The organism is Streptomyces sp. WM6372 (assembly GCF_001279655.1).
GTDB lineage: Bacteria > Actinomycetota > Actinomycetes > Streptomycetales > Streptomycetaceae > Streptomyces.
This window is the reverse complement of record NZ_LGDB01000235.1, coordinates 1-12,669: the sequence shown is the minus strand read 5'-3', so window position 1 is coordinate 12,669 and position 12,669 is coordinate 1. Positions and strand designations below refer to the sequence as shown.

The window sequence follows — 12,669 nt, the reverse complement described above, 5'->3', positions numbered from 1 at the left end:
GCCACGCCCCGGTGCTCACATCGCGCGCTCGCGGCCCTCCCAGTACGGATCGCGCAGCCGCCGCTTGTACAGCTTGCCGTTCGGGTCTCGGGGCATCGTCTCGATGAAGTCGACCGACTTCGGCCGTTTGAAGCCGGCGAGCCGACGCTCGCAGTGGTGCAGGATCTCCGCGGCGAGGGCGTCCCCGGCGACGAAGCCCTCGGCCGGTTCGACGACCGCCTTGACCTCCTCGCCCCAGTCGGCGTGCGGGATCCCGAAGGCGGCGGCGTCCGCGACCGCCGGGTGGGTGAGCAGGGCCGACTCGATCTCCGCCGGGTAGATGTTCACCCCGCCCGAGATGATCATGTCGATCTTGCGGTCGCGGAGGAAGAGGTACCCGTCCTCGTCGATCAGCCCGAGGTCGCCCACCGTGAAGAAGTCGCCGATGCGGTTCTTCTTCGTCTTGCCCTCGTCCTTGTGGTAGCTGAAGCCGCCCGTGTTCATCTTCAGGTAGACGGTGCCGAGTTCGCCGGGGGGCAGCCGGTTGCCGTCGTCGTCGAAGACGGCGAGCTCGCTGATCGGCCAGGCCTTGCCGACCGTTCCCGGCTTCTTCAGCCAGTCCTCGGCGGTGGCGAACGCACCGCCGCCCTCGCTGGCCGCGTAGTACTCCTCCACGCAGGTGCCCCACCAGTCGATCATCGCCCGCTTGACGTGGTCCGGACAGGGCGCGGCCCCGTGGATCGCGTGCCGCATCGAGGAGACGTCGTACGCGTCCTTCGTCTCCTGCGGGAGGGCGAGGAGCCGGTGGAACTGGGTCGGGACCATGTGGGTGTGCGTGCAGGCGTGGCCGTCGATGAGCCGCAGCATCTCCTGCGGGGTCCAGCGGTCCATCAGCACCAGCGGGTGCCCGATGTGCAGGGCGGCGCCCGCGAATTGGAGGACGGCGGTGTGGTAGAGCGGCGAGCAGACCAGGTGGACGTTGCCGTCGAAGGGCCGGATGCCGAAGATGGCGAGGAAGCCTCCGAGGTACGTCTCCTCCGGGAGCTTGCCGGGCAGCGGGCGGCGGATGCCCCGCGGGCGCCCGGTGGTGCCGGAGGTGTAGTTCATGACCCATCCGAGGGTGCGTCCCCCGGGCGGCGTGGCGGGCTGTCCGCCCAGGAGCCGGTCGTACGGGTGGAAGCCGGCGACCGCTCCGACGGCGTAGCGGTGGCTCTCGGGGAGGCCCGCCTCGTCGGCCGCGGCGGTGGCGGCTTCGGCGAAGCGCTCGTGGGCGATGAGGACCTTGGCTCCGGAGTCGGAGACGATCCAGGCGATCTCGGGGCCGACGAGGTGGTGGTTGACCGGGACCAGGTAGAAGCCGGCCTGGGAGGCGGCCAGGTAGGCGGTGAGGAACTCGACGCCGTTGGGGAGGACGACGGCGAAGACGTCCCCCTCCTCCATTCCGGCGGCGCGCAGTCCGTGGACCAGGCGGTTGACGTCGGCGTGCAGCCGGCCGGCGCTCCACTCCTCGCCCTCGGGGGTGATCAGTACCGTGCGCTCGGGGTCCGCGGCCGCCTGGGCCCAGAATCCGTTGGGGAGCTGCTCACTCATGCTGGTCACACCTCTCAGGGCCGGCCGGCGATGCGGTTGATGCGGTCGATGGCGCGCTCGAAGCCGCCGGTGAGGTCGTCGAAGACGGCCTGGACGCTGCGTTCGGAGTTCATCCGGCCGACGATCTGGCCGACGGGGGTGCCGAGCAGCGGCCGGACCTCGTACTTCTGGATCCGGGAGACGGCCTCGGCGACGAGCAGGCCCTGGAGCGGCATCGGGAGAGCGCCGGGGCCGGCCGGGTCGTCCCAGGCGTCGGTCCACTCGGTACGGAGCTGGCGGGCGGGCTTGCCGGTGAGGGCGCGGGAGCGGACGGTGTCGCCGGAGCCGGCGGCCAGCAGCTTCTCGGTGAGGGCGCGGGAGTGCAGGTCGGCCTCGGTGGTGGTGAGCCAGAGGGAGCCGAGCCAGGCGCCCTGGGCGCCGAGGGCCAGGCCGGCGGCGATCTGCTCGCCGCTGCCGATGCCGCCCGCGGCGAGGACGGGGAGCGGGGCGACGGCCTCGGCGATCTCGGGGACCAGGACCATCGTGGCGATGTCGCCGGTGTGGCCGCCGGCCTCGTAGCCCTGGGCGACGACGATGTCGATGCCGGCTTCGGCGTGGCGGCGGGCGTGCTTGGCGCTGCCGGCGAGGGCGGCGACGAGGACACCGTGGTCGTGGGCGCGCGCGATGACGTCGGCGGGCGGGGAACCGAGGGCGTTCGCCAGGAGTTTGATGGGGTAGTCGAAGGCGACGTCGAGCTGGTTGCGGGCGACCTGTTCCATCCATCCGGTGATCCGCCAGCCGGAGGCCTCGCCCTCGGCGAGCTCGGGCACGTGGTGCTTGGCGAGGGTGTCGCGGACGAAGGCGCGGTGGGCCTGCGGGATCATCGCCTCGATGTCGGCCTCGCCGATGCCGTCGACGGCCTTCTTGGCTGGCATCACGACGTCGAGTCCGTACGGCTTGCCGTCGGTGTGCTCCTGCATCCAGTCGAGGTCGCGTTTGAGGTCCTCGGGGGCGGTGTAGCGGACGGCGCCGAGGACGCCGAAGCCGCCCGCGCGGGTGATGGCCGCGGCCACCGCCGGGAAGGGCGTGAAGCCGAAGATGGCGTGCTCGACTCCCAGTTTCTTGCTCAGCTCCGTCTCCATGGGCGGCAGCATGCCGCAGCTCGGCGGCCGAGGGAAGAGGTTTTCTGATGGATCGTCAGATTCTTTACGGGCCGGTCGGTGCGGGGCCGGCCGCGCCCGCGGGCAGATACTTCGGGAGGGCGGTTCGGCGAACAGGAGGCCGGTGGTGGAGGAGCGCACGGGGGACGGGGAAGCACGCCGCACAGACCCTGCCGGGGCGGTGCTGAGCCGGCGGCGGCTCGGGGGGCGGCTGCTGGCACTGGGCGGGGTGCTGCTCCTGCACGCCGCGCTGCCCGGGGCCGCGGGGGCCGCGGGCGGTCCGGCCGAGCGGCGGGCCCTGCAGGGACTGCGCCTGCGGTACGGGTCCGCACGGCAGGCGGGACTGGTCGAGCGGCACCTGGAGGCGGCGGCCGACGAGGCCCGGCGGTTCCTCGGCCCCTCCCCCGAGCACCCCTACTACGCCGGGGCCGTGGTGCTCGCCGGCCGGGGTCGCACCATCGCCCTGCACCGCGCGATGGGCGAGGCCGTGCGGTACGCGGACTACGACGGCCGCACCGACCGGGTCCGGGAGTTCCCGGCGGCGCAGCGCATCCCGATGGCCGAGGACACCGTCTTCGATCTGGCCTCGCTGACCAAGCTGTTCACCTCGCTCCTGGCCGTGCAGCAGATGGAGCGCGGGCGGTTGGAGCTGGAGGCTCCGGTGGACCGGTACCTGCCCGAGTTCACCGGCGGCGGCAAAGAGCTGATCACGGTACGGCAGTTGCTCACGCACACCTCGGGGCTGCGCTCGTGGGCCCCCTTCTACCAGCAGCCGACCCGCGCGGGGCAGTTGAGGATGCTGTGCGGCGTGCGCCCGCAGGACACGCCGGGGACGGTGTACCGGTACTCGGACCTCAACCTGATCGCGCTACAGCTGCTCCTGGAACGGATCACCGGTCACCCTTTGGATCTCCTGCTCCACGACGAGATCACCGCTCCACTCGGGATGCACCGCACGCGTTACAACCCACCGCTCTCCTGGCGCCGCGTCATCGCCGCCACCGAAGTGCAGCGGCCCCCCTGGTCCGGCCTGGACCGCGGACTGGTCTGGGGCGAGGTCCACGACGAGAACGCGTACGCCCTCGGCGGCGTCGCCGGCCACGCCGGCGTCTTCGGCACCGCCTTCGACCTGGCCGTCCTCGCCCGCACCCTCCTCGACGGCGGCGTCTACGCGGGCAGGCGCATCCTGCGCCCCGCCTCCGTAGAACTGCTCTTCACCGACTTCAACACCGCCTTCCCCGGCGACGACCACGGCCTCGGCTTCGAGCTCTACCAGCACTGGTACATGGGCGCCATGGCCACCCCGCACTCCGCCGGCCACACCGGATTCACCGGCACCTCCCTGGTCCTGGACCCCTCCACCGACTCCTTCCTCATCCTGCTCGGCAACTCCGTCCACCCCGTCCGCACCTGGCGGGCCGGCAGCGCACCGCGCGTCGCGGTCGGCAACCGCTTCGCACGCGCCGTCCCGGTCCGTACGAAGCACGGCGGCCCGGCCTGGTACTCCGGCATGGAGACGGGAGGCTCCGGCGCCCTCACCCTGCCGCCGCTGACCCCGGACACGTCCGCGGCCCGGCTGCGCTGCGCCGTGTGGTGGGACACCGTGCCCGGCGAAGGCGCCTTCCACGTGGAGGCCTCGGCCGACGGGCAGACCTGGGAGCCGCTGGCGTTCAGCACGCTGCGGTCGACGGGCGGCACGCCCGAGCAGTGGCCGCAGGGCAGCGCCGGCGGCTGGTCCGGCCGCATCTGGCACCGCCTGGAGGCCCCCCTCACCGCCTGGGCCGGCCGCCCGGTCCACCTGCGCTTCCGGCACACCGCGACCGGCCGCTACGTCGGCCGGGGGGTGTACGTGGACGTCGTACGGGTGGCGGAACCGGCCCGGCTCCTCTTCGCGGAGGACCGCCCGGCCGACGCGTCCCGCATCCGGGCCGAAGGCTGGACCCGTTCGGCGGACTGACCCACCGGGGGGTACGGCGAGGGCAGCCGCCGCGTCAGGCCGCGCGGACCAGGCAGAAGGGGTGGCCCGCCGGGTCCGCGTAGACGCGCCAGTCGTCGGGCACGGCGCCGGTGCGGGCGTCCAGCAGCTTCGCACCGCAGGCCAGCACCTGCTCCTGCGCCCGGTCCAGGTCCGGGACCGCGAAGTCCAGGTGGAACTGCTGGGGGTGGGCGGGGTCCGGCCAGCGCGGCGGCTGGTGGTCCGTCACCCGCTGGAAGGCGAGCACCTGACCCGACGGGGTGTGCAGCGTCGCCCAGTGCCCGTCGACCGTCCAGCGCGGATCCGGCCGGTTGACGGCCCCGCCCAGCACCTCCCGGTAGAACTCGGCAAGCCGCAGCGGATCGGGACAGTCCAGCACCACGCACTGAAGTTCGGCGATCATGGCCCGATCCTAGAGCGCCCCATGCCGCCGACCTAGGCCGAGGAGGCATAAAACCGTGCCCGACGCTGTTGGCAGTCGTTGGGTTTCGTTGAGTCTTCAACCCCCTCAGGCAGCTCAACAGCGAAGGCAGGTACAGGCACATGGCGACCACCGACATCGACTGGGACCACCCGAAGGACCCCAAGCAGGGCACCTGGCAGCTCGACCACGTCAAGCAGTACGTCGCGACGAACGGCGCCGAGGGCCACGACTGGAACGGCACCCAGACCCTGCTGCTCACCACCGTGGGCCGGGTCTCCGGCCAGCCCGTGCGCACCGGGCTCATCTACGGCGAGGCCGACGGCCGCTACCTCCTCGTCGCCTCCAAGGGCGGGGACGACGAGCACCCGCTCTGGTACAAGAACCTGACGGCCCACCCCGAGGTCCGCATCCAGGTCGGCCCGAAGGTCCTCCAGGGCACGGCCCGCACGGCGACCCCCGAGGAGCGCGCCGCGTACTGGCCCGTGATGGTCAAGCACTGGCCCGCGTACGACGAGTACCAGGTCAAGACCGACCGCGAGATCCCGGTCGTCGTCATCGAGCCCGCCGGACCCGCCGCGTAACGGCGGTCAGTGCCCCAGGACGGCCATCGCCGCATTGTGGCCGGGGACCCCGCTGACGCCCCCTCCGCGCACGGCGCCCGCGCCGCACAGCAGGACGTTGGCGTACGGGGTCCCCACGCCCCACCGGCCCGCCCCGGACCGATCGTCCCCGTACGGCCACGACAGGTCCCGGTGGAAGATGTGCCCGCCGGGCAGCCGCAGTTCGCGCTCCAGGTCCAGCGGGGTCTTCGCCTCGATGCACGGCCTCCCGTCCGCGTCGAAGGCCAGGCAGTCGGTGATCGGCTCGGCCAGGTGCGCGTCCAGCTGCGCGAGCGTGCCGGCCAGCAGTACCTCGCGCGCGCCCTGGTTGTCGCGTCCGAACAGCCGGGCCGGGGTGTGCAGGCCGAACAGGGTCAGCGTCTGGTAGCCCTGCGCCACGAGCTCCGGTCCGAGGATCGAGGGGTCCGTCAGCGAGTGGCAGTAGATCTCCGAGGGCGGTACGGACGGCAGTTCGCCGGTCGCCGCCTCGGCGTAGGCCCGCGCCAGTTCCGCGTACCCCTCGGCGATGTGGAACGTGCCGCCGAAGGCCTCGCGCGGATCCACCGAGGTGTCCCGCAGCCGCGGCAGCCGCCGCAGCAGCATGTTGACCTTGAGCTGCGCGCCCTCGACCGGGGGCGCCGGCTCCGCCTCGCCCAGGAGTTCGCCCAAGGCCTGCGGCGAGGCGTTGACCAGCACCGTCCGTGCGACGACCCGTCCCTCGCCCGTCGCCGTACGGAAGGTCACCTCGGCCGGCGCCCGCCCGTCCGTCTCGATCCGGAGCACCTCGTGCCCGGTCGCGATCTCAGCCCCGGCCGCCCGGGCCGCTGCCGCCAGCGCGTCGGTGAGCGCGCCCATGCCGCCGACCGGAACGTCCCAGTCCCCCGTGCCGCCGCCGATGACGTGGTACAGGAAGCAGCGGTTCTGTACGAGCGAGGCGTCGTGCGCGTCGGCGAACGTACCGATCAGGGCGTCGGTGAGCACGACGCCCCGCACCAGGTCGTCGGCGAAGTGCTCCTCGACGGCCCGCCCGAGGGGCTCCTCGAACAGCATCCGCCAGGCCGCCTCGTCGTCGATCCGGGCCCGCAGCTCCGCCCGCGTGGGCAGCGGCTCGGTCAGCGTCGGGAACACCTTCTCCGCGAGCCGCCCGGTCCGCCCGTAGAAGGCCCGCCAGCTCTCGTACTCCCGCTCCGAGCCGGTCAGCCGCGCGAACGACTCCCGGGTGCGGGACTCTCCGCCGCCGACGAGGAGCCCGCCGGGCCGCCCGTCGCGCTCGACGGGCGTGTACGAGGACACCGTCCGCTTGCGCACGGCGAACTCCAGCCCCAGGTCGCGCACGATCTTCGCCGGGAGCAGGGAGACGAGGTACGAGTAGCGCGAGAGCCGGGCGTCGACCCCGACGAAGGGGCGGGTGGAGATCGCGGCGCCGCCGGTGTTCCCGAGCCGCTCCAGGACCAGCACCGAACGGCCCGCCCGGGCCAGGTACGCGGCGGCCACCAGTCCGTTGTGCCCGCCGCCCACGATCACGTCGTCGTATACATCGTGCCCGAAGCTCGTCATGGCTCTTGGTAACACACCTGGCCGAGCCGCTCCAGACAGTGCGCCTCGTCGGCGTGGGCCGCCACCGTGTCCGGATGGTCGTCGCCGAGGGAGCGCTCGCGGATGCCGGAGAGCTCCCGGTAGACGGGCAGGGCCTCGTCCCAGCGGCCCAGCCGGCCCAGCCCGACGGCGAGTTCGCGCCGGCTGACGAGGGTGTCGGGGTGTTCGGCGCCGAGCGCCTTGGCCCGGGCCGCGGCCACCTGCCGGGCTTCGGCCACCGCCTCCTCCCAGCGCTCCAGCCGGCCCAGGTTGACGCCGAGGACGTGCCGGGCGCGCAGCGTCTCCGGGTCGGAGGCCCCGTACGCGCGGGTGCGGTCGCGGACCAGGCCCCGGAACAGGTCCAGGGCCTGGGCGGCCTGCCCGGTGCGACCGAGCGCGATGCCCGCCTCGTAGCGGGCGGCGAGGGTGTCCGGATGGTCCCGGCCGAGCACCCGTTCCCGTACGGCGGCGACGTGGCGGAATCCTTCGAGGGCCTCCTGCCAGCGGTCCAGGCGGCCCAGCGCGTACGCGACCTCGTACCGGGTGAGCAGCGTGTCCGCGTGCTCGGCGCCCAGCACGGCCGCCCGGTCGGCGGCGACCTCCGCGGCGGTGCGGTGGGCGTCGGCGAACCGGCCCAGCGCCCCGAGTTCGCAGGCGAGGTTGTGGCGGCAGCGCAGCGTGTCGGGATGGAGCGGGCCCATCGTGCGCTCCCGGGCGACGAGCACCGCGCGGTAGATGTCGTGGGCCTCGCGGTGGTGTCCGAGCCGGCCCCGTTCGTACGCCACTTCCTGGCGCGCCGCGAGGGTGTCGGGGTGGTCGGCGCCGAGCACCTGGGTACGCCCCTCGACGACGGCCTCGTACACGGCCAGGGCCTCTTCGGACCGGCCCGCGCGGCTGAGGGCGAACGCCCGGGTGTGGCCGGCCGCGAGCGCGTCGGGTCCGGCCCCGTCGAGGCCCGTGCCGTCGAGGCCCGAGCCGTCGGAGCCGGACGCGGCCGGGCGCACGTACGGGACCCCGTACGGCGCGGTGAGCCGCGGGTCCTCGGCCGCGGCGGGGCGCAGGATCCGGTGTGCGCCGCTGGGGCGCCCGGCGGTCCAGGAGCCGGTGAGCACGGCCCAGGCGCCGCTCGCGGGGCGGGTGCCCGGGCCCGCCTTGCGGCCGGCGGTCATCCCCTCGGCCCATGCGGGCAGGGGAGCCCCGGCACCGGGCGGGCCGGCGGGGCCGAGCCGGCCCTCGACGAGCCGCCGGTGGAGGTGGCGGGCGTCGCCGGGGCGGTCCTCGGGGCGCTTGGCGAGCAGGTCCAGGACCACCTGCTCGAAGTACTCGGGCAGCTCGGGGCGGTGTCGGCGCAGCGGCACGGGCGCGTTGTCGCGGTGGCCGACCAGCACCGACCAGGAGTCGCCGAGGTCGAAGGGCGGGGCGCCGGTGGCGATCTCGTACAGGACGCAGCCGAGGGAGTAGAGGTCGCTGCGGTGGTCGACCTCGCCGCCCGCGATCTGCTCGGGCGACATGTAGTGCGGGGTGCCCATGGCCATGGCGCCGCCGGTGAGTTTGGCGGTGAAGCCGATGTCGTGGGCGAGGCGGGCGATGCCGAAGTCGCAGATCTTCACCGTGCCGTCGGTGAGCCGCATGATGTTGGCCGGTTTCAGGTCGCGGTGGACGACGCCCTGGTCATGGGTGTAGCCGAGGGCGGCGGCGAGCTGTTCGGCGGTGTCGACGACCACGTCCACGGGGAGCGGGCGCGTCTCGTTGTCGTCCAGGAGCTGGCTGAGGTTGCGGCCGTCGAGGAGTTCCATGACGAGGTAGAGGGGGCCGCCCGCGGCGCTGTCGTCGCCGAAGTCGTGGACGACGGTGACCCCGCGGTGCTGGAGGGAGGCGGCGACGCGGGCCTCTCGCCGGAAGCGTTCGCGCAGGACCTGGGTGAAGTGGTTGTCCTGCTCGGGCCCGAGCGGCTTGAGGCATTTGACGGCGACCTGCCGGCCCAGCGACTCGTCCCGGGCGCGCCACACCTCGCCCATGCCGCCGCGCCCGATCAGATCGAGTGACCGGTAACGGCCCTGGATCAGTCTGGACTCCGCCATGTCTTAAAGCCGCCCCCGTTGTCGTACTCCGTCCTATGCCCTCCCCGGCCGGTCCAGTATGGCCGCTGGTGTACGCAGTGTGTACGCCGAGGGGCGGCTCCCGGGGCCCATGCGGCGCATCGCTTTCAAGATGTGACCTGGAGGCAGCTGCCAGCGCAGACCTGCGGGAATGCTGCGCAGCAGGGTACCGGTGAGGCGCAGGCGACGGGTGATGACGGGCGCCGGTGGCGCCGCGCGCCCGTACAGCCGGTGCGCGTAGCCGGGGAGGGAACCGTAGGCCAGTTCCGCGATCGGGCGCCACAGCAGGTTTCGGCCAGGGACCAGGAGGGCGGGGGTGGGCGGGCTCCGCAGGAAGGCGATCACGGCGCGGGCGTCGGATCCGGCGGCGAGCTCGGGGCGGACCTTCTCGAAATACGCGGCGAGGGCCGCCGTGTCGGCCGGGACGTGCGCCGGGTCGAGTCCGACGAGGCGGGCGCCGACCCGGTTCTCGTCGACGTAGCGGTCGGCCTGGGCGGCGCTGAGGGGGACCCCGGAGCGGCGCAGGACGTGCAGGAAGCTGTCGATCTGCGCGCAGTGCACCCAGAGCAGCAGTTCGGGGTCGTCGACGGGGAACCGCTCCCCGGTGGCGGGGTCGGTCGCGGACAGCGCCCGGTGGATCCGGCGGACGCGGGCGCCGGCGCGCTCGGCGGCCTCGGTGGTGCCGTAGGTGACGGTGCCGACGAAGTCGGCGGTGCGCAGCAGCCGGCCCCAGGCGTCGGAGCGGAAGTCGCTGTTCTCCACCACCCCGCGGACCGCGCGGGGGTGCAGGGCCTGGAGGTAGAGGGCGCGGACCCCGGCGATCCACATGATCGGGTCGCCGTGGCACTGCCAGGTGACGGAGGCGGGCCCGTAGAGCCCGGGGTCGGGCCGCCGGTCGGGCGGGGGCCCGGCCCCGGGCTCCGGCTCGGGCGGGGTCGGTGCGGATGCGCTGCCTCGGGTCGCGGCCATTCCCGTACCTCCCGTGACTCCCGTACGGCTCCCGGATCGCCCCTCTGCTCCAGCCTACCGAGGCGCGGCGGGCCGGAGCAGGGGTGCGTGCGGGGTCAGGGGCAGCGGTCGACCCTGATCTGGTTGGTGATCTTGTTGGCCGACACGAAGCCGCGGACGTAGGCCGGGCGGCCCGTGAACGGGTTGTATCCGCCCCCTTCGACGAAGAACCAGCGGTTGGTGCCGTTGGCCCACGCCCCGTCGCGCCAGCAGCGCATGGTCACCGGCCAGCCGCCGAAGATGCCGCCGACGAGGGCCTGCGGAGCGAAGGGGCTGTTGTAGGCGGGTGTCAGGCTGGTGGTCTTGGGAGAGGTGGCGGCCCCGGCCGGGGTGGCGGCGGTCAGGGCCAGTACGGCGCCGGCCGCGCCGACCGTCGCCATGCGGCCCCAGCGCCGGAGCCGACGTGTGTGGATGGACTTCACGTGCGTGATTCCCCCCTCAGGGATGGTGCGGCACAGGCCGAAAACTGCCTGCGGGCGACCGATTCTTGCCGCCGCCGACCGGCGTGTCAGGGGGCCGGACCCCGGCGTGCGGAAGCGCGCCCGGCCCGCGCCACACCACCCCGCGCGCCCCTTGGGGGCGTCTACTCGGCCGCGGGCTTGCCCGGCTGGTCGTGCGTCGAGCAGTGGATGCCGCCACCGCCGGAGGCGATGGTGTCGATCTTCACGGGCACGATCTCCCGCTGGGGGAAGTGCTCCTGGAGGATCCCCTTGGCCCGGTCGTCGGCCTTGGCGTCCCCGAACCCGGGCATGAAGACGGCCCCGTTGGCCACGTAGAAGTTCGCGTACGTGGACACGAACGCGTCGCCGCGGCCGGTGATCCTGTCGAGGTCGGGCTGGGGCAGGTCGACGACCTCCAGCCGCTTGCCGCGGGCGTCGGTCGCGTCCTTGAACACCGTCCTCGCCTGATCGGCCGCGCGCGACCACACGTCGGGCGGGCCGCCGGGGAACGCCTGGTCCAGGAGGACGACGCCCGGGGCGGTGAACCGGACCAGGCTGTCCACGTGCGCGTCCGTGATGTCCTGGCCGCGCACTCCGGCGAGCCAGATCACCTTCTTGATGCCGAGGGTGCTCTTGAGCTCGGCCTCGATCTGGTCGCGGCTCTTGCCGGGATTGCGGTTCTTGTTGACCACCGAGCTCTCGGTGACGAGCAGGGTGCCCTGGCCGTCAGTCTCGAAGGAGCCGCCCTCGGCGACGAGCGGGGCCTGCACGCGCTCGATCCCGTACTTGGCGAGCAACACCCGGCCGACCTGGGCGTCGTTGCGGTGTTCCTGCTTGTTGCCCCACCCGCTGAAGTTGAAGTCGACGCCGAGCAGCTTGCCGGGCTCCTCGACGAACACCGGCACGGTGTCCCGGGCCCAGAGGTCGTCCACCGCGACCGGGATCACCTCGACCTCCGAGCCGCAGGCCTTCTGCGCGGCCGCCTGCTGGTCGGGCCGGGCGAGCATCACGACGGGTTCGTACGCGGCGACCGCGCGGGCCACCCGCGCGATGTCCTCCCGTACCGCCGGCAGCTGCTCGTACCAGACCCGGTCCAGCGCGGGCCAGGACATGAACGTCCGCGCGTGGCTCTCCCATTCGGCGGGGAACCTGCGCCCGGCGGCCGTGATCGTGCTCTTGCCGGGGGTCGGCGAGGCATCGGTCCCGGCGTCGCCGGAATCGGCCGGAGCGCAAGCGCCGGCTCCGAGGGCGAGCGCACCGCCGATACCGGCGAAGGCGCGCAGAGCGGTACGACGGGACATGGGAGAAGGGGAGGTCATGGTTCCACTGTGACACTGACTGAATATTCAGTCAATCCGCCGAGCGGGTCATCCGTCGGTGGTCATTCGGTCGTGCGCCGGGTCATCCGTTGCGGCGGTAGTAGTCCACGGAGACCTTCACCGGGCCGTCGCCGGGGCTCGCCGTGAGCACGGTCACGATCCCGACGTCGCGGCCGTCCTGGGCGCGTACGCAGAAGGCCCGGCCGGCGCGCAGCGTGGCGAAGGGCAGCGCCGTGACGGGCTGGCTCTCGACGCCCTTGAGGCAGTCGGCGAGCCCCTGGCTGCCGCCCTGCATGACGTACGCGTCGCTGCTCTCGGGCACGTAGAACTCGGTGGCGCTCCGGCCTACGTACCAGGAGACGGTCTCCTGCGGTACGACCCGGCCCGCCTTGACGTCGAACTCGTAGCTCTGGTCGGGGGAGGTGAGTTCGGTGCCGGTGTGGACGGCGGTGTACCCGGCGGCCGCGGCGGGCGGAGCGGACGGGGTCGCGGTGGGGGTGGTGGTGGCGGCAGGGGTGGAGG

Annotated in this window: 11 protein-coding genes; 2 read left to right on the top strand and 9 right to left on the bottom strand. The window is 73.3% G+C overall.

The genetic code is table 11. The features are described from left to right. Positions 1-15: 15 nt before the first annotated feature. Positions 16-1,569, bottom strand: coding sequence for an acyl-CoA synthetase (locus ADK52_RS34985; RefSeq protein ID WP_053693885.1), 1,554 nt, complete (start codon positions 1,567-1,569; stop codon positions 16-18). A gap of 14 nt (positions 1,570-1,583) precedes the next feature. Continuing rightward, a complete protein-coding gene (locus tag ADK52_RS34980; protein ID WP_053693903.1) occupies positions 1,584-2,690 on the bottom strand; it encodes an NAD(P)H-dependent flavin oxidoreductase in 1,107 nt (368 codons plus the stop codon). A 142-nt stretch (positions 2,691-2,832) separates the two neighbouring features. On the opposite strand from ADK52_RS34980, the gene ADK52_RS34975 reads away from it, so the two are divergent. After that, a complete protein-coding gene (locus ADK52_RS34975; RefSeq protein ID WP_420714994.1) occupies positions 2,833-4,665 on the top strand; it encodes a serine hydrolase in 1,833 nt (610 codons plus the stop codon). 34 nt (positions 4,666-4,699) lie between these two features. Here ADK52_RS34975 and ADK52_RS34970 read toward each other — a convergent pair whose 3' ends face one another. After that, the gene (locus tag ADK52_RS34970) at positions 4,700-5,086 is read right to left on the bottom strand and encodes a VOC family protein (protein WP_053693883.1); all 387 of its coding nucleotides are present in this window, start codon (positions 5,084-5,086) and stop codon (positions 4,700-4,702) included. Between the two features lie 140 nt (positions 5,087-5,226). On the opposite strand from ADK52_RS34970, the gene ADK52_RS34965 reads away from it, so the two are divergent. Then, positions 5,227-5,688: a nitroreductase family deazaflavin-dependent oxidoreductase gene (locus ADK52_RS34965; RefSeq protein ID WP_078988831.1), complete on the top strand. Its 462-nt coding sequence runs from the start codon at positions 5,227-5,229 to the stop codon at positions 5,686-5,688. A 6-nt stretch (positions 5,689-5,694) separates the two neighbouring features. Here ADK52_RS34965 and ADK52_RS34960 read toward each other — a convergent pair whose 3' ends face one another. From ADK52_RS34960 to ADK52_RS42730, 6 genes are all read right to left on the bottom strand, one after another. Then, on the bottom strand, positions 5,695-7,263 hold the full coding sequence (locus ADK52_RS34960) for a phytoene desaturase family protein (protein WP_053693882.1): 1,569 nt from the start codon (positions 7,261-7,263) through the stop codon (positions 5,695-5,697). Then, positions 7,260-9,362, bottom strand: coding sequence for a serine/threonine-protein kinase (locus tag ADK52_RS34955; RefSeq protein WP_053693881.1), 2,103 nt, complete (start codon positions 9,360-9,362; stop codon positions 7,260-7,262). Before ADK52_RS34955 ends, ADK52_RS34960 begins: the two co-directional genes overlap by 4 nt. 33 nt (positions 9,363-9,395) lie before the next feature. Further along, a complete protein-coding gene (locus ADK52_RS34950) occupies positions 9,396-10,349 on the bottom strand; it encodes an oxygenase MpaB family protein (RefSeq protein ID WP_078988830.1) in 954 nt (317 codons plus the stop codon). Between the two features lie 95 nt (positions 10,350-10,444). Further along, positions 10,445-10,810: a hypothetical protein gene (locus tag ADK52_RS34945; RefSeq protein WP_053693880.1), complete on the bottom strand. Its 366-nt coding sequence runs from the start codon at positions 10,808-10,810 to the stop codon at positions 10,445-10,447. Between the two features lie 161 nt (positions 10,811-10,971). Beyond that, positions 10,972-12,129, bottom strand: coding sequence for an agmatine deiminase family protein (locus tag ADK52_RS34940; RefSeq protein ID WP_234344381.1), 1,158 nt, complete (start codon positions 12,127-12,129; stop codon positions 10,972-10,974). Positions 12,130-12,229: 100 nt separating this feature from the next. Further along, a partial coding sequence (locus ADK52_RS42730; protein WP_199828597.1) for a hypothetical protein occupies positions 12,230-12,669 on the bottom strand: 440 nt, incomplete at its 5' end.

Coding starts and splice junctions, on each gene's coding strand:
- ADK52_RS34985 (WP_053693885.1), bottom strand. CDS start 1,569: ATGAGTGAGCAGCTCCCCAACGGATTCTGGGCCCAGGCGGCCGCGGAC.
- ADK52_RS34980 (WP_053693903.1), bottom strand. CDS start 2,690: ATGGAGACGGAGCTGAGCAAGAAACTGGGAGTCGAGCACGCCATCTTC.
- ADK52_RS34970 (WP_053693883.1), bottom strand. CDS start 5,086: ATGATCGCCGAACTTCAGTGCGTGGTGCTGGACTGTCCCGATCCGCTG.
- ADK52_RS34965 (WP_078988831.1), top strand. CDS start 5,227: ATGGCGACCACCGACATCGACTGGGACCACCCGAAGGACCCCAAGCAG.
- ADK52_RS34960 (WP_053693882.1), bottom strand. CDS start 7,263: ATGACGAGCTTCGGGCACGATGTATACGACGACGTGATCGTGGGCGGC.
- ADK52_RS34955 (WP_053693881.1), bottom strand. CDS start 9,362: ATGGCGGAGTCCAGACTGATCCAGGGCCGTTACCGGTCACTCGATCTG.
- ADK52_RS34950 (WP_078988830.1), bottom strand. CDS start 10,349: ATGGCCGCGACCCGAGGCAGCGCATCCGCACCGACCCCGCCCGAGCCG.
- ADK52_RS34940 (WP_234344381.1), bottom strand. CDS start 12,129: ATGTCCCGTCGTACCGCTCTGCGCGCCTTCGCCGGTATCGGCGGTGCG.